The organism is Alteraquisediminimonas sediminicola, from assembly GCF_019740335.1.
In the GTDB taxonomy this organism is placed as follows: domain Bacteria; phylum Pseudomonadota; class Alphaproteobacteria; order Sphingomonadales; family Sphingomonadaceae; genus Alteraquisediminimonas; species Alteraquisediminimonas sediminicola.
In genome coordinates this window covers 1,184,011-1,198,916 of the sequence record NZ_JAHXZS010000001.1, presented here as the reverse complement: position 1 = coordinate 1,198,916, position 14,906 = coordinate 1,184,011, and the positions used below count along the sequence as shown (strand labels likewise).

At 57.2% G+C, this 14,906-nt stretch carries 12 protein-coding genes; 4 read left to right on the top strand and 8 right to left on the bottom strand.

Annotated features, from left to right (window positions below):
* Window positions 1-44 precede the first annotated feature (44 nt).
* The 3 genes from K6117_RS05950 to K6117_RS05940 all read left to right on the top strand — a co-directional run bounded on the left by K6117_RS05950 (window position 45) and on the right by K6117_RS05940 (window position 4,059).
* Entirely contained in the window at window positions 45-2,270 is a 2,226-nt protein-coding gene (locus tag K6117_RS05950; RefSeq protein WP_221792756.1) for a TonB-dependent receptor, read from the top strand.
* Window positions 2,271-2,579: 309 nt separating this feature from the next.
* Window positions 2,580-3,353: a glutathione binding-like protein gene (locus K6117_RS05945; protein ID WP_221792755.1), complete on the top strand. Its 774-nt coding sequence runs from the start codon at window positions 2,580-2,582 to the stop codon at window positions 3,351-3,353.
* A gap of 1 nt (window position 3,354) precedes the next feature.
* Window positions 3,355-4,059: a glutathione S-transferase family protein gene (locus tag K6117_RS05940; protein ID WP_221792754.1), complete on the top strand. Its 705-nt coding sequence runs from the start codon at window positions 3,355-3,357 to the stop codon at window positions 4,057-4,059.
* A gap of 36 nt (window positions 4,060-4,095) precedes the next feature.
* Here the strand turns inward: K6117_RS05940 and K6117_RS05935 are convergent, their stop codons facing one another.
* The 7 genes from K6117_RS05935 to K6117_RS05905 all read right to left on the bottom strand — a co-directional run bounded on the left by K6117_RS05935 (window position 4,096) and on the right by K6117_RS05905 (window position 11,251).
* A complete protein-coding gene (locus K6117_RS05935; protein WP_221792753.1) occupies window positions 4,096-4,806 on the bottom strand; it encodes a TetR/AcrR family transcriptional regulator in 711 nt (236 codons plus the stop codon).
* Between the two features lie 82 nt (window positions 4,807-4,888).
* A complete protein-coding gene (locus K6117_RS05930; protein WP_221792752.1) occupies window positions 4,889-5,212 on the bottom strand; it encodes a 2Fe-2S iron-sulfur cluster binding domain-containing protein in 324 nt (107 codons plus the stop codon).
* A gap of 26 nt (window positions 5,213-5,238) precedes the next feature.
* The gene (locus K6117_RS05925; RefSeq protein ID WP_221792751.1) at window positions 5,239-6,477 is read right to left on the bottom strand and encodes a cytochrome P450; all 1,239 of its coding nucleotides are present in this window, start codon (window positions 6,475-6,477) and stop codon (window positions 5,239-5,241) included.
* A 326-nt stretch (window positions 6,478-6,803) separates the two neighbouring features.
* Window positions 6,804-8,195, bottom strand: coding sequence for an aromatic ring-hydroxylating oxygenase subunit alpha (locus tag K6117_RS05920; RefSeq protein ID WP_221792750.1), 1,392 nt, complete (start codon window positions 8,193-8,195; stop codon window positions 6,804-6,806).
* Between the two features lie 15 nt (window positions 8,196-8,210).
* Window positions 8,211-9,101, bottom strand: a complete 891-nt coding sequence (locus K6117_RS05915) for a sugar phosphate isomerase/epimerase family protein (RefSeq protein WP_221792749.1) — start codon at window positions 9,099-9,101, stop codon at window positions 8,211-8,213.
* On the bottom strand, window positions 9,098-10,411 hold the full coding sequence (locus tag K6117_RS05910) for an aromatic ring-hydroxylating oxygenase subunit alpha (protein ID WP_221792748.1): 1,314 nt from the start codon (window positions 10,409-10,411) through the stop codon (window positions 9,098-9,100). The genes K6117_RS05915 and K6117_RS05910 overlap by 4 nt, the downstream gene beginning before the upstream one ends.
* Window positions 10,412-10,447: 36 nt before the next feature.
* Window positions 10,448-11,251, bottom strand: coding sequence for an SDR family NAD(P)-dependent oxidoreductase (locus K6117_RS05905; protein ID WP_221792747.1), 804 nt, complete (start codon window positions 11,249-11,251; stop codon window positions 10,448-10,450).
* A gap of 351 nt (window positions 11,252-11,602) precedes the next feature.
* On the opposite strand from K6117_RS05905, the gene K6117_RS05900 reads away from it, so the two are divergent.
* Window positions 11,603-12,205: a TetR/AcrR family transcriptional regulator gene (locus K6117_RS05900; protein ID WP_221792746.1), complete on the top strand. Its 603-nt coding sequence runs from the start codon at window positions 11,603-11,605 to the stop codon at window positions 12,203-12,205.
* Between the two features lie 123 nt (window positions 12,206-12,328).
* Here K6117_RS05900 and K6117_RS05895 read toward each other — a convergent pair whose 3' ends face one another.
* Window positions 12,329-14,608 carry a TonB-dependent receptor gene (locus K6117_RS05895; RefSeq protein WP_221792745.1) on the bottom strand — a complete coding sequence of 760 codons (2,280 nt, stop codon included), beginning with the start codon at window positions 14,606-14,608 and terminating at the stop codon, window positions 12,329-12,331.
* Window positions 14,609-14,906: the final 298 nt, after the last annotated feature.

The following is a 14,906-nucleotide window of genomic DNA, read 5'->3' as shown; positions in this document are numbered from 1 at the left end:
CATAAATTTAAATTGTCGATATAAATTTTAAAATGGGAGAGATTATGATTAGCAGAACTCTGTGTGTCAGCGCGATTGCGCTACTTGCCGCCGAGACAGCATTTGCTCAAGGGGTTGCTCAGGACGCCAATGCGACTGGCGGACTTGAAGAAATCGTCGTCACTGCCCAAAAGCGGGCCGAAAATCTGCAAAGCGTGCCGATCTCCGTCACTGCCGTGACAGGTTCCTCGCTTGAAAAGCAGAAGATCACCAATATTCAGGGCCTCGCGAACTCGATCCCGAACGTCCAGATCAACAGCTTTGCCAACTCACCTGATTCCGCGGTGTTCACTATCCGTGGCGTCGGCGTGAACGATGCAGATCCCTATGTCGGCACGACCGTGTCCGTAGTTGTCGATGGCGTGGTTGTTGGCGTGAACACCGCAGCGCTGGCCTCGCTCTTCGATATCGAACGGGTGGAAATCCTCCGTGGTCCGCAGGGCACCCTGTTCGGTGCCAACACCACCGGCGGCGTTGTGAACGTGATCACCAAGCAGCCCACCGGCGAACTGGGTGGCGAAGTGCAGCTTACCTATGGCAACTTCAACCGGATTGAACTCAATGCTGCGATGAACGTGCCGATCACCGAAAATCTCGCGGGTAAGGTCAGCGTGCTGCACACCAGTCGCGATGGGTATTTCAAAAACTATCTGAATGGCGGCAAGTTGGGCGATGTCGATATGTCGACTGTGCGCGCCTATCTGAAATATGACAGTCACAGCAGCTATAATGCCACGTTGATCGGTGAATATGGCCGGACCCGCAATGGCTCGCAAACCAATCTCAACATCTCGACGCCAGATCTGTTGCTGTATGTGCCGGGTGAGACGTCCTACACCAAGCGTTTCATGCGTGGTCAGAGCAGCGACCAGCCGGATCAGAATGATCGCGATAGCTATAGCGCGACGCTGACGCAGAATCTCGCAACCGGTTTTGGTGATTGGGTGTCGATCACCAATTACAAAAAATATGATCACGACCTGTATAGCGATGACGATGCAACGACCCGCGTGTTCTTGCAGACCCGTCGCCGCATCAAGCATGAGCAATATTCGCAGGAATTGCGCGACACGGTGAAACTGGGCGACCGGGCGCAGCTCATCTTCGGTGGCTTTGCCTTCCACCAGAAATATTTCCTCGATCAGGAAACCAAGCTTGATGGCTTCTTGTTGGGTCTGGGGCAGCCACAGACTCAGGATCAGAAGATGACCTCGCTGTCAGCCTTCACCCAGCTTTATTATGACATCACCGATCAGTTGCGCTTTCAGGCGGGCGTCCGTTACTCGCATGAAAAGACATCTGCCACGTCCACGACCGCGAACACCACGCCGTGCGGCGATTTCACATGCGTTGGCGTGAACTATTCCAGCTATGATGACCCGATTGCAGCTGGCACCTTCGTGTCGGCTTCGGGCAAGAAGTCCTGGAACAAGCTTGGCTGGAAGATCGGTCTTGACTATAAGCTGGCCAATACGAGCCTGCTCTATGGCTATTATGCCCGGGGGTTCAAGTCGGGTGGCTTCACTGGCCGCATTGTGGTGCCGGAGGATATCGGACCGTATAATCCGGAAACCCTCGACACCTTCGAACTCGGCTTGAAGACAGACCTGCTGGACCGGCATCTGCGTATCAATTTGTCCGGCTTCTACAATTTGTACAAAGACATGCAGGTCGTACAAAACAAGACCTATCCAAGCGGCGCCAACAGCGCGTCGATTGCGAATGCCGGTAAGGCAAAGACCAAGGGCTTCGAACTGGAAGTGACTGCTTTGCCCGTCGAAGGGCTGACGCTCAGCGGCTCGATTGCCTATCTGGATGCCAAGTACAAGAAGTACAACACGACGGTTCTCGACGGTGATGGCAATGACGTGACCGCCAGCTTCGCCGGCAACACGTTGATGAATGCGCCGAAATGGAATGCGGCCGCCAGCATCAATTATGTTGTCCCGGTCGCAGGCGGCAAGGCGGCGTTCTTCCTGCAGGATACGTACACCAGCTCGAAGTTCACCAACTACACCAACCTGCCGCAGGAAAAGATCGGCAAGATCAATCTTGTGAATGGCAACATCTCTTGGTCGCCAGAAGACGAACGCTGGTCGGTCGGTGTGTATGGCCGCAACCTCTTCGATAAGAAGTATTTCGGCCAGATCGGTTGGTTCGCACCTTCGTTCGGTATCGCCTCGATGGGCGCGCCGCAGGAATATGGCGTCGACTTCAAGATGAAGTGGTAAACCCGACCGTCTGAACGAAGGTTCGGATGAAATCTTTGGCCCTCCCGACCATCAGGTCGGGAGGGCCTTTTATATGGATAGTGAATGGTAAGCACACCTATTGGAAGTCAATGCGGTGGTGCTCATTTTACTGGGGGTATCCGGTGTTTGCCGCGACCGCCCCTTTTCGACCAACCCCGATAGCGCCTGATCCAACCTCCCAGATTAGGCAGTTATGTTGCACAGCGCCTCTCTTATGATCAGGGTATAATAATGCCCTTGGTTTGCTGATTTTCTGCAAATACATGCGGTGTGCAGCCGGAGAGTGGAATGCAGTATTTTTCGGTGGCCGAGGCCAGAGACATGCCCGGATTGCGACTGGTGCTAAGCGCCGGTGTGCCCGGCCCTTGGGGCGAGGCGGCGAAGGCTATGCTCCATGCGCGTCATGTCCCTTTTGCGGCGGTCGCGCAGGAACCGATGGGGGCGAATGAGGCGCTGTGCGAATGGACAGGATGTCGCAATGCGCCGACCGCCGTCTATGATGACGAGCCGCCACTGACGACCTGGTTTGACATATTGATGCTGGCGGAGCGGCTGGGTTCCGGGGCGTCGCTGCTCCCAACCGCCTCTGCTGATCGCGCCTTGTGTCTGGGGCTGATCATGGAAATTTGCGGTCAGGATGGTTTCGGCTGGAATCGTCGCCTGAACATGCTGGCCGGGGTATGGGGCGAGCGCGCCACTTCCGAGGCAGCACCACATGAGCAGGAATATATACGGCAATATGGCTTGTCGCCACAGGCTGTGGCGCGTGCGCCAGAACGGGCGGCGGATGTGCTTAAGGCGTTGACGGCGCAACTCCATGCCCAAAAAGCCGCAGGGTCGGACTATTTTGTCGGCGACCGATTGAGTGCCGTTGACCTGTATTGGGCGTGTTTCTCGCAATTGGTCGGGCCGCTATCGAAGGACGTCAATCCTATCCCCGATTATGTCTGGACATTTTATTCGGCCATGCCTGATGTCGTCGCAGCTGCACTCGATCCCATATTATTCGCGCATCGGGACCGTATTTACGCGCGCCACATCGGCTTGCCATTGGATTATTGAGATGATTGACCTTCATTATTTCCCGACGCCCAACACCTGGAAGGTCAGCATCATGCTGGAGGAGTGCGCGCTCCCCTATCAGGTGCAGATCGTCGATATTACGCAGAATGATCAGTTTGCGCCCTCTTTCCTGACGATCAGTCCGAACAACCGCGTGCCTGCGATCATCGACCATGATGCGCCCGAGGGGTCTCGGTCCGTGTTCGAATCCGGTGCTATTCTCCTCTATCTCGCCGAAAAGACAAGGTTGTTTCTGGCAGCCGAAGGCCCGGCGCGGACACAGGCGATGGAATGGCTGTTCTGGCAAGTCGGGGGCCTTGGGCCGATGGCGGGGCAGGGCCATCATTTCCGTCGTTATGCGCCAGATGGCAATGAATACGCAGTTGAGCGCTACACCAAAGAATGCGCGCGGCTTTATCGCGTGCTTGATCGTCAATTGGCCGGGCGGGAGTGGATTGCCGGAGACTATAGCATCGCCGATATGGCGTGCTGGGGATGGGTGTGGTTCCATCGCCTTCACGGCCAGAATCTTGATGATTTTGCCAATGTTAAACGTTGGTTTTTGGCCATGTCTGCACGGCCAGCGGTACAACGTGCCAAGCAAGTCGGCCTGGCTGCCGTGTCGCCGGCGACAAAAGAGATGTTGCAAGGCGACTTTTACATGCAGGCCGATGATTTCGCCAAGGACGAGACGCGCGTACAATAAGGACATCACATTTGGACGATTGAACGGGTGCTGACCCTAGGCTGGCTGGACCTGATTCAGGGCGCGCAATTCATCAAGGAGATGGAGCGGCGGGTTTTCCTCGATCGGCATGCAGGTTGCCATTTCGATCTGACGCAGCGTGTCCGACAGTCGGAATTCGAATGTTTCGCCTCTTGCCGGGTTGCCGCCGCTGCCGCCATAAACGGACAGGAAATGGAGAAACACAAGGCTTGAACTGACCAGTCGGCGCTGGGCGGTCGCATCGGATAAATGCGACAGACATTTGCGCAGCAATGCCAGCAGGCGGACGAGCACGGGCGGCAATGGCGTGCCGAAATCGCCGAACCATGTCGATTTCTCGCGCAATAGATATTGGCAGAGGAAGTTCGCATAGCTGTGATTGCCTTCACGGTCGACGAGCGCAGCCTGCGGCAGATAGATGATTTCGAGAATGGAGCGCGGGTCTTCAAGACGACCTTCTTGTTCGGCGCGATCGAGCATGCGTCCGCGCATTTCTTCCAACTGTCCCATGCGATAGGCGAAGACCGCCCGGATCAGTCCTTCGCGAGATTCGAAATGATATTGTGCGGCAAAGGGATTGCGCTGCTCTGCCGCGACCGCGATTTCGCGCATGGAGGCACCGTCTATCCCGTTTTCGGCAAACAGCTTTTCCGCCGCAAGGAGGATGCGGACCTGCACGTCGGAAAATGGCTGGGCAAAGGGCGCGGTAATTGTTGGCTCGTCCATATCGGTGATCATAGCCAGATATTCGCCTCAAAGCCAAGCCAGCGCCGCGGTTAATCCGCAGGCGCTGGACTGACATGATGGATCAGTCGCCGACCGAATCCGGCTGCAAGGCAATGGTCAGACCATCGAGACTGTCATCGCACAGGATCTGGCACGACAGGCGGGACTTGGCGGTGTCGAAGCTGTCGAGCGATTCCAGCAATTCATGCTCTTCCTCTTCCATCGGCGTTAACTTCCCGAAAAAGGCGCTATCGACATGGATGTGACAGGTGGCGCAGGCGCGACCGCCGCCGCATTGCGCGATGATCGGCAGACCCGCATCGCGCATCGCCTCCATCACGGTCCAGCCATTGCGGGCGTCAATATTCACTTCCCCATCACCGGGGACCGAAACGATAATCTTCATTTGTATATGCTCCTAGCTGTCACAGGTCAGGCGCGTGGCGTCCAGACCAAGGGCAGGCGTTCGACGGTGCAGACGATGCCGGATTTGTGGCTGATCTTTTCGCCTGCCGGGATATCGAATTCGGGAATGCGCTTCAGCCATTCCTCCAGCGTCACAATCGCTTCCAATCGGGCGAAATGCTGGCCTGCGCAGATATGCGGGCCGTCGCCAAAGGTGACATGCGAGATGCCTTTGCGATTGAAGTCGACATGCATCGGGCAGCCGTTCATGCGGTCATCGGTACCGGTGATGAGGGTCGGCACGCAGACCATGTCGCCTGCCTTCATCTCGACGCCATCGCATTCGGTGTCTTCCTTGACCATGCGCGCCTCGGCCACCACCGGGAAGCGGCGGAACAATTCCTCAATACCCTTGCGGATCAGGGCTGGGTTCTCGACGAGCTGGCGGCGATGGCCGGGATTGCGGGCGAGAAATTCCATGAAAAAGCTCAATACGTTCACAACCGTATCCAGCCCCGCGACCAGCAGCAGCGACACCAGCCCCCGCATTTCATCGCGGGTCATCGGACGGCCATCGATATCATTGTTGATCACAATGCTGATGAGGTCGGTGCCGGGCGTTTTCAAACGCTGTTCGATGATCGGATCAACATAGCGGAAGACATTGGCCATGACCTCCTCCATCGACATCGAGCCATCCGGACGGGTCATCTGGTCAATCCATTCCTTGACCTCTGCGGCATCCTCATGCGGCAGATCGAGCAGGTTGAGGAAGACTTGGACCGGGAATTGCTTGGCATAATCATCGGTGAAATTGCATTTGCCCTGCGGGGCCAGCGCGTCGATGATCCTGACCGCCACCGAACGGACCATCGGTTCCATCGCCTTGGTCGCGGTGATGCCGATTGCCTTGTTCAGCACCTCGCGAAAGGGAGTGTGCTGCGGCGGGTCGAGGCGGGTCGGGACAAGGCCGTAATTCTCGCCCTCGGATTTCGGCAGCCAGATGATGTGGCTCGAAAAATGCGCGGGGTCGCGATACATGGCGCGGACGCGCTTGCCGCGCACCGCGATCCAATGGCCTTCATTATGCGGTGTCCAGACGACTTCATAGGGCGTCGACTGCTGCAATTTGATCCATGCTTCATGCACGCCCATGTCGTCGATGCCGGGCGGATTGAAGATGTCAAAATCCACCACGCGATCCGCCGGGACATGGGACGGCACCGGGGCCAATGGTTTGGCGTCTGCCACTGCGCACTCAGTCATTGCACTCTCCTCAGAGACTTTAAAACATTTGTTGTAACAACACTTGTTTTAAACCCATTGGGAGGCGAAGGTCAAGAGCAGCTAAAATACTGAAATATATAGGGTGTTTATTTTATCCATGTGGTGATGCGGATGAGTCGCTGGCCAATGACAGGCGTGACACTGCTCTGCGGGCGGGGAACGCGAAGGCGGCAAGCCATTTAGGGCCGCAGGGGGCGTTGCTGGGGGCGCTGTCAGCAACGCCGATCACCCGATAGGGCGGGTGATGAATTTGGTCTGAAAATAAGGGGGCGATAGACACTCGGTCGCCACCCCCTTGGGCAAATTTAATCTAAAGGCGGCATCGCCACATATTTATCGAGCGTCTGGTGCATGTGCCGAATGCGGACCTCTTGATAATTGGCGAGGGTCATGCCGCGCTTTTTGACCGTGGTGAAGCCTTCTTGTTGGGCGCGCAGATTGCCGGTGTCCTGATCGAACACGATGCCGATGGCTTCATCCATGCCCGGCACGGTCGTGTAGGATTCGTCGGCGGTCAGGCGCACGCGTTCGGCGGGCAGGGGCCGCTCGCCGCTGGCGGGGATTGGCGGCAGCACGAGCAAGTCGAACAGCGACTGGTTCGGGTCTAGCCCCAAGGGGCGGAAGCGGTAGATGATCGGGAACGACAGAGCGAGGAAGAAGAAACCATTCGGGAAGACGAAATATTGCAGCGTATCGATCATTTCCGATGTGCTGCGACTTTCCATGTCCAGCCCGCTTTGTTCGCGCACCAGATCCTTGAAATATTGCGCCATGACATGACGCGCCCGGCCATTATCAGGCACGGTCAGCCGGTCGCCAAGGGTGGCGCGATCGCCCAGCAGCATGGAATCGAGAATTTTCTGTTCGCTGCTCTCGCCCTTGAAATTGGGGCTGGAGACGCCGGTCAATGCGAACAGGCGGTTCACATGATCGTTGTAAATGTCATATTGCGTGTTGATGTCGCCATTGGCGATCAGCAATTGCGGATGAGTCGCGACCAGATGATAGGATTCCATAAAGGCCTCCATCGCGGTCTTCCAATTGCAGGGGAGTTCCTTTTCGACATGCATCGCGATGTAGCGATTTTCCATCGCCGCCGCCTTGGCATGGGCGGGCAGGGGGCCGAGATATTCCTCCAATGACGGGGCGTTCGGGTCCATATTGATGAACACGAACCCGCCCCATGTGCCGACGCGCACCTGCGGTAGCGCGAATTTCTCCTGATCGACATGGGGAAAATCCCACGCGCAGGGCAGGTGCTTCAACTTGCCGTCGAGTTGCCAGCTCCACCCATGAAACGGACAGGCCAGTTCATGCGTAAAGCCCTCTGAATTGGCGGGTTTCAGCTTGGTCCCGCGATGGAGGCAGGCATTATAGAACGCCTTGATCTCGCCTTCTTCGGTGCGGGTGATGAGGATCGATTTGCCGACTACCTCATAGACATAATAATCGCCCGGTTCCGCGATATGTTCTTCGCGACACGCCCATTGCCAGGTGCGCGGCCACATGCTTTCAGCTTCTTTCTGGAAGAATTCCGGGCTGGTGAAGCGGGCAAAGTCGATGTCCTCATCGCCGAGAAAACGATAGGATTCGGTTTTATAGGCTTCCGGCTGACGGTCGGTATCGCCATCGGCGCGCAGAACGTCCTGCACGCTATCTGCGGGGCAGCGGGCAACGCCGGGTGCAATATGGGTCATGCAAAGGGTTCCTGATTAAGACTTGGCGGAGGCCGAAGGGAAGAAGCTGCGCGTGGTATCGAAGGATCGGGTCGCCGCCGCTTGCACATCGAGACGGCGATTTTCATCGGACAAGATCTCTACGCCATAAGCGCCATCATAGCCGGTGGCGGCCACGCAGCGCAGGAATTCGGCAACCGGCAGATCGCCCTCCCCACACAGGCGGCGGCGGTCGACGGTGTCTTCATCAATCGTGCCGATTTGCACTGCATCCGCATCGTCGAGTTCGATATGGCGGATATATCGGGCGTCCATCGCGGCGATGTCTGACAGGTTTACCCCACCGCGCGACATGTGCCAGATGTCGAGCAACAGCCCGCCATTGGCGCGCCCTGCGCCGTCGACAATGGCGATGCCGGTGGCAAGATCGGCGATGGAGCTGCTGGGAAAAAGCTCAATGGCGACGCCGGTGCCGACGGCGGCTGCATCATCGCATAATTGGGCAAAGGATTCCGCCATATGTTCGATAGGCCAGCGACCGCCCATCACATCGCCCGCCGCCTTGAAATGCGCCGCGCCGAGACTGTCTGCTGCCTTGAGCAACAAGGCGCGGACCTGATCGGAAATCGTGCGGCGTTCACCCGTCGCAAACCAGTCGAGCAGTACTTCGAGTTCGAGAAACTCCAGCGCATTACCGGACAGGATGCGCCGCATTTCCGCCACGCCTAGCGTATCGAGCAGATGGGCCAGATCCTGATGGCCAATGCCGATGCCGCGATAGCCCGCTTTTGCCGCCGCCTCGGCCCGCTGGGCGAAGGGGATCGGGCTGATCGTACACGCGCCAAAGGGGCTGATGTCGCCCGCCAGTGTGAAATAGGCCGCGACCAGCAACGGATCGGACGGCAACGCGATGGCGGGTACGGTCACTTGCTGTTCTCCGAAGATAAAGGGGCGAGAATGGCGGCACTGCCACCTGCCATCATATGATCAATCATCGCATGATATTGGGCGATGCGGCTTTCTTGCCGGGCCAGCACGGCGCCGCGATAGCCGCGCGAGCGAAAGCCCTCTTGCTGGGCGGCCAGCACCCATGCATCGTCGCTCAGGATCGGGCCGAGATTGGCCTCGCCATATTCGACAAGATCGCGCGGGACATTATCGGTGATGTTGTCATCCGCGCCATTGGTCAGCATCTTGGCCCAGAAGCTGCCGGTCGCTGCGGTGTAAAACCATGTGTCGAGGATGCAGCGATTGGGATCGTCGCCGTCCGGGGTGGCGCGCAGCAAAAGCACGCCATCCGCATTGAACGTCAGGGCGGAATTGGGGAACAAGGTGAAATGATAGGGGTCGGTCAGCTGATCATCACTTAAGCGCGCATAATGATCCATGCCCTTGCTGGCCGCCAAGGCGCGTTTCTGCTGTTGCAGGGCAATGCGCGTATCGCGTTCCCGCCCGACAAAATCGGCGGGGTCCAGCCCCCATTCGATCAATTCTTGCGCGATTTGCGGCCCAATCGGCGTGCCTTTGGGCAGGCGTTCGGCTTGAATTGAGCCGTGGTTGATCGATACCGCATGGCCATTGCCGAATTCGGTCGTCTGGGTCTTGCTGTAATGATCTTCCATATAATGCAGCCCGATCGGATGCGCGGCGGCGATATGATAGGACTCATGGAAATTATCCATCGCCGTTTTCCAGTTGCACGGCATACGCACGCTGGTGCCGGAAATCCGCTTGAGCTGATCGGACGGATAGGTTTGCAACATGTCCCACACCGGCCCCAGATAGGCTTTGAGGTCGATGGCATCCGGGTCCATGTTGATCCAGACGAACCCGCCCAACACTTCGCAACGAATATCCGCCAGCCGCAGCGTGCCGCAGGGGTTGACCGGGAAATCTTCGGCATCCTGCGCATGGGTGCATGCACCATCCAGCGCATATTTCCAGCCATGATAGCCGCAGGTAAATGCCGAAAGCGATCCTTCCCCCGTGGTGACGAGCTGGTTTCCGCGATGCTGGCAGATATTGTAGAAGCATTTGATCGAACCATCATCCTGCCGGACGGAGAGGATGGACTCGCGACCCACTTTGGAGACGACGAAATCCCCCGCGTCCGGCAGTTCGCCCTCATGGACCAGCAACAGCCAGTTGCGCGACCAGACGCTTTCCCATTCGCGCTCGGCAAAATCGCGGGAGGTATAGCGTTTGGCGTCCAAAGACCGGTGCTGTTCGATGCCCATATTGGCGTGTCCTTTTGGGTAGAGGGGATGGCCGGATTATCGCGCGGTGTAGCCGCCATCGACCACCAGTTCGCTGCCGGTGATATAGGAGGAGTCGGTCGAACACAGGAACGCGATGGCGGCGGCGATTTCCTCGGAATCGCCCATCCGGCCCATCGGCGTTGTCTTGTTCAGTTCGGTGATGAGCGTGTCGGCGTTCGGCAGGCCGTTTTCGCTGGCGATCTCTTTCAGGCCGCTCAGGGTCAGCGGTGTCGCGACAAAGCCGGGGTGGACCGAATTGACGCGGATCGGCATTTCGCGACTGGCAAATTCCACCGCCGCGGATTTGGTGAACAGTCGCGCCGCGCCCTTGCTCGCACAATAAGCGGACACATTGGCAAAGCCGACCAGCCCCAGCATCGACGACACGATCACGATGCTGGACCCGCCTTTGCGCGCCTTGCCAGAGGCGGACATCAGGCTGGTGAAAGCCTTGGTGCCAAGGAAAATGCCATCGACGTTGATCGACTGCACCTTGCGCCATTCGCTGAATGCGATCGTATCGATATAGCCATTGCCGGATGTGCCGGCATTATGGACGAGGATGTCGAGTTGCTTTTCATGTGCCTCAACATTGGCGCGGGCAGCGTTCCAGTCATCCTCATTGGCAACGTTGAGACGGATATAGCGCGCGCGTTCGCCAAAATTCGCAAGAATGGCCGCAACCTTGGGGTCGGCCGGATCAGCCAAATCGGTCAGGATCACCTGCGCCCCATCGGTGTGGAGGCGTTCTGCGGCTGCCAAGCCAATGCCGCTAAGTGCGCCGGTGACAAGTGCCACATTATTGTTGAAACCTTGCATCCTGATCTCCTGTGATGATTGCGTTGCTGCCTTGTGGGCGCGGTAAATAGAGGGAAGGCCCGGCTGTGTTCAGCTCGTGCGGCCTGCACCATATAGGGATGGAATTTTCAGTCGAGCTGGCGGTTGGCTTTCATGTCTCTCTCCAGCTTTTTTCATGCGATATTTTGTGGCAGTTTAGATAATACAATGTTCTATAATAAACCTGCTACAAAGATCAGCTTGGTCGCTGTGGACGGCGTATTCATGCTTATCTTGCGGTAAAACGCTCCATTTTTGCGTTTGGTGTTGGGGTCGGTTGTGAAAATATATACGCACGCGCCTGTGACGTGCGTGGAATGAGATGGAGCCAGCTTGCCTCGTAAAGTCGACCATGATGAACGCCGGTTGCAAATTGCCACGGTTGTCGAAAACCTTGTCTTGGCGCACGGGATCGAGGCGCTGACCATTCGCGATGTGGCCGCGCAGGTTGGTTTCAGCACCACCGTTGTGTGCCATTATTTCCGCAACAAGCTTGAAATGATGGTGTTTACCCATCGCGCCGCGCGACAACGCGGCGAACAATCGTTGATGGAGTCGCTGCGCTTAGGCCGGGATGTGATGTCCGCCGCCGAGGAGTTGCTGCCGATTACCGAGGCGCGTTGGCGCGACTGGCATAGTATTTTCGCTTTTTGGGGGCTGGCCCCTGCCGAACCGGCGGTGCGCAGCGAATGGGCTTTGGGCGTGGCGGAGGCCAAACAGCTGTTCGTCCAACTGATTGTGGCGGGCCAACAATCGGGGACGGTGCGTGCCGATCTCGATGCGCAAGCGATGGCGACGCAATTCATGGTGTGCATCAACGGGATCGCATCCTTGGTAACGCAAGACCGGGGCGCATGGCCTGCTGCGCGACAAAAGGCGTTGCTGGCCGATATGTTGCGGGGGAACCTGACCCCGAACCCTGTACCCATGATGTGAGGGGCGCAAAGGCGCGATCCATATAAAAAGCCCCGCGATCATGCCGATCACGGGGCTTTTTATTTTTGGGTAATCGATCAACCCTGATCAACGGGGTCGGCCTCGCAGCCGACCCCGGCTAGATCAGAACTTCACGCCCATGGACACGCCATAGGTGCGCGGTTCGCGGGCCGTACCGAACGACCACAGGCCGGCCACGGTGAAGCCGTGGGTCGGACCCTTGTCGTTCAGGAGGTTGCGACCATAGACGGTCAGCTTGGCTTCGGTCCCAGCGAGATCGAACTTGGTGCTGAGTGCCGCATCGACCAGATCCTGCGGGTTGTTACGCACGCGCGGATCGTTGCCGAGCACCTTATAGGTGACAGCGCCGTTCGTTGCAGTGCTGATCGCCGTTACGCCAGCAGACGAGATCTGCTGATCATAAGCGCCGATGTGACGATAGCCGAGGTTGGCGAGCACTTCACCGAAGCTGGTCGGTACGGTGTAATCGACCGAGATCGATGCGTTGAACTTCGGCGCATAGATCATTTCGTTGCCGGAATAATCGTAATTGTCGAGAACGCCTGCGATCGGACCAGCTGCCTGAGTAACGAAGCCCTTGAACTTGTTCTTCAGATAGCCTGCCGAACCGTTGATCCGCAGACCTTCTGCCGCACGCAAGGTGAAGTCGGCTTCAATACCCTTCAGCGTTGCCGAACCGACGTTGGACGTGACCGTCTGGTTGCCGGTCGGGCCACCCGGAATGGTGTTGTTCTGCTGGAGCTTGTCATATTTCGCATAGAAGCCCGCGAAATTCAGCTGGAGCTTGCGATCGAACAGATCGAGCTTGGTGCCGATTTCGTAGCTGTCCACGGTTTCCGGCTTGTAAGCACGGGCCGCAGCAACTGGTTCTGCCGCACGTGGCGAGAAACCGCCCGAACGATAACCGCGCGACCATGAGGCATAGAGCATGGTTTCATCGGTAGGACGATAATCGATGCCGACCTTCGGGGTGAACTTCTTGAAGGTGCCGCTGCCCTGACCGATCAGGCCATCCGTTGCGAAGGCATTGGAGAGCGCCTTTTTGTCGCGGGTGTAACGACCACCGAAGGACAAACGGAGCTTATCGGCAAATGCCCAGTTGAAATCGCCGAACAGGGCGATCGACTTGCTGTCGCCGCTCACAAATTGCGCATTGGTGTCGTAATCAATCGGATCGACAGTTGGCGCAAAGCCGAACACGCGCGAATATTGGGTGAGGTTGTAGCTGGACTTGAAATAATAGGCGCCGACAACATAGTCGAAGGTGTTGCCGATCTTGCCTGCGCCACGGAGTTCCTGGCTCCACTGCTTATAATCCTGCAGACGACGAACATAATACAGATCGGTCGTCGAGGCGTCGAAATCCTGCGTCTGATTTTCTTTCGACTTGCGATAGCCGGTGACCGAGGTCAGCTTGATGCCGCCGAGGTCGAGGTTCATTTCCAGCGTGCCAGCAGGCGCGCTGTAATTGCCTTGTGCGGGCTGGCCGAACACGGTGTACAGATCGCTGCTCTGGTTGCGATTGCACTGATCGGTCGGGATCAGGCTGCAGAACACTTCGCCGGTCTTGGTGATGTTGGACACATCGGTGTCGTATTTCTGGACCTGCTTTTCAACGGTCAGCAACGCGTCGAAATTGCTGTCGGTCGGCTTGACGAGCAAGGACACGCCGAAGTTTTCATTGTTGTTGCCACCACGGCGTTCGCCGGTGATGCCATGGCGATAAACGCCATCCGTCTGATTGTGGAAGTAGAAGACCTTGGCTGCAACCTGATCGCCAACGATCGGTGCGTTCACCACGGCGCGGGTCGCGAAGGTGTTGAACTTGCCATAGGAGGCTTCGAACTTGCCGCCGAATTCGCCGGTCGGACGGCTGCGCTTGATGTTGATCACGCCGCCGATGGTGTTGCGACCGAACAACGTGCCCTGCGGGCCACGCAGCACTTCGATCTGTTCGATGTCGAACATGTCGAGGAACTGGCCGGTGTTGGTGCCGATGAACACGCCGTCGATGACAACGCCGACGGTCGGTTCTTGCGACTTTTCGATGTCGGCATAGGTCAGGCCACGGATCGAGAGGTTGGCAGCAGCGCCGCCCGAGTTCTGGTTGGTGATCAACAGGTTCGGCGCAGCGCCGGTCAGGTCGCCGACGTTGAGCGAGGCCTTGTTTTCCAGCATCGCCGCGTTGACGGCGGTGATGGCGACTGGCGTGTCCTGCAGCGATTCATTGCGGCGACGTGCGCTCACGATGATTTCTTCAAAGCCCGCATTGTCGGCCTTTGCACCTGCTTCTTGTGCCTGAACTGGGGCCGCAACGGCCATCGCCAGCGTGCTGGCGAATGCTGTCAGCATGACGTGCTGACGCAACATTGAATTCTTCATAATTGTCCCCTTAGTTATAAAATACGCGATACAAATAGACTGGGTTATTCTCTGCCGCTTTTAAGACCACCTAGTTCCCAGATGCCGGGGCCTGTTCATCAGCATGTCTTTCCTGCTGTTGTGAACAAAGTGCAGAGTAAATGGTGAATAACGAAAGCCCTTTGGCGCAGATGCGGCAGGGCGATTAAGAAAATGAAATTATTTCTATTTTAAAGATGAGGCGCAGAGACGGCAGGGCAAAATTAATTGCTGTCCAACGTCGGCCGGTCAATCTTCATATTCAATCCCCTGTATAATT

What these genes read in the sequence shown, in the direction of transcription:
- K6117_RS05925 (WP_221792751.1), bottom strand. Translation starts at nt 6,477, where the DNA reads ATGACTGAGTGCGCAGTGGCAGACGCCAAACCATTGGCCCCGGTGCCG.
- K6117_RS05930 (WP_221792752.1), bottom strand. Translation starts at nt 5,212, where the DNA reads ATGAAGATTATCGTTTCGGTCCCCGGTGATGGGGAAGTGAATATTGAC.
- K6117_RS05895 (WP_221792745.1), bottom strand. Translation starts at nt 14,608, where the DNA reads ATGAAGAATTCAATGTTGCGTCAGCACGTCATGCTGACAGCATTCGCC.
- K6117_RS05920 (WP_221792750.1), bottom strand. Translation starts at nt 8,195, where the DNA reads ATGACCCATATTGCACCCGGCGTTGCCCGCTGCCCCGCAGATAGCGTG.
- K6117_RS05950 (WP_221792756.1), top strand. Translation starts at nt 45, where the DNA reads ATGATTAGCAGAACTCTGTGTGTCAGCGCGATTGCGCTACTTGCCGCC.
- K6117_RS05905 (WP_221792747.1), bottom strand. Translation starts at nt 11,251, where the DNA reads ATGCAAGGTTTCAACAATAATGTGGCACTTGTCACCGGCGCACTTAGC.
- K6117_RS05945 (WP_221792755.1), top strand. Translation starts at nt 2,580, where the DNA reads ATGCAGTATTTTTCGGTGGCCGAGGCCAGAGACATGCCCGGATTGCGA.
- K6117_RS05910 (WP_221792748.1), bottom strand. Translation starts at nt 10,411, where the DNA reads ATGGGCATCGAACAGCACCGGTCTTTGGACGCCAAACGCTATACCTCC.
- K6117_RS05935 (WP_221792753.1), bottom strand. Translation starts at nt 4,806, where the DNA reads ATGGACGAGCCAACAATTACCGCGCCCTTTGCCCAGCCATTTTCCGAC.
- K6117_RS05940 (WP_221792754.1), top strand. Translation starts at nt 3,355, where the DNA reads ATGATTGACCTTCATTATTTCCCGACGCCCAACACCTGGAAGGTCAGC.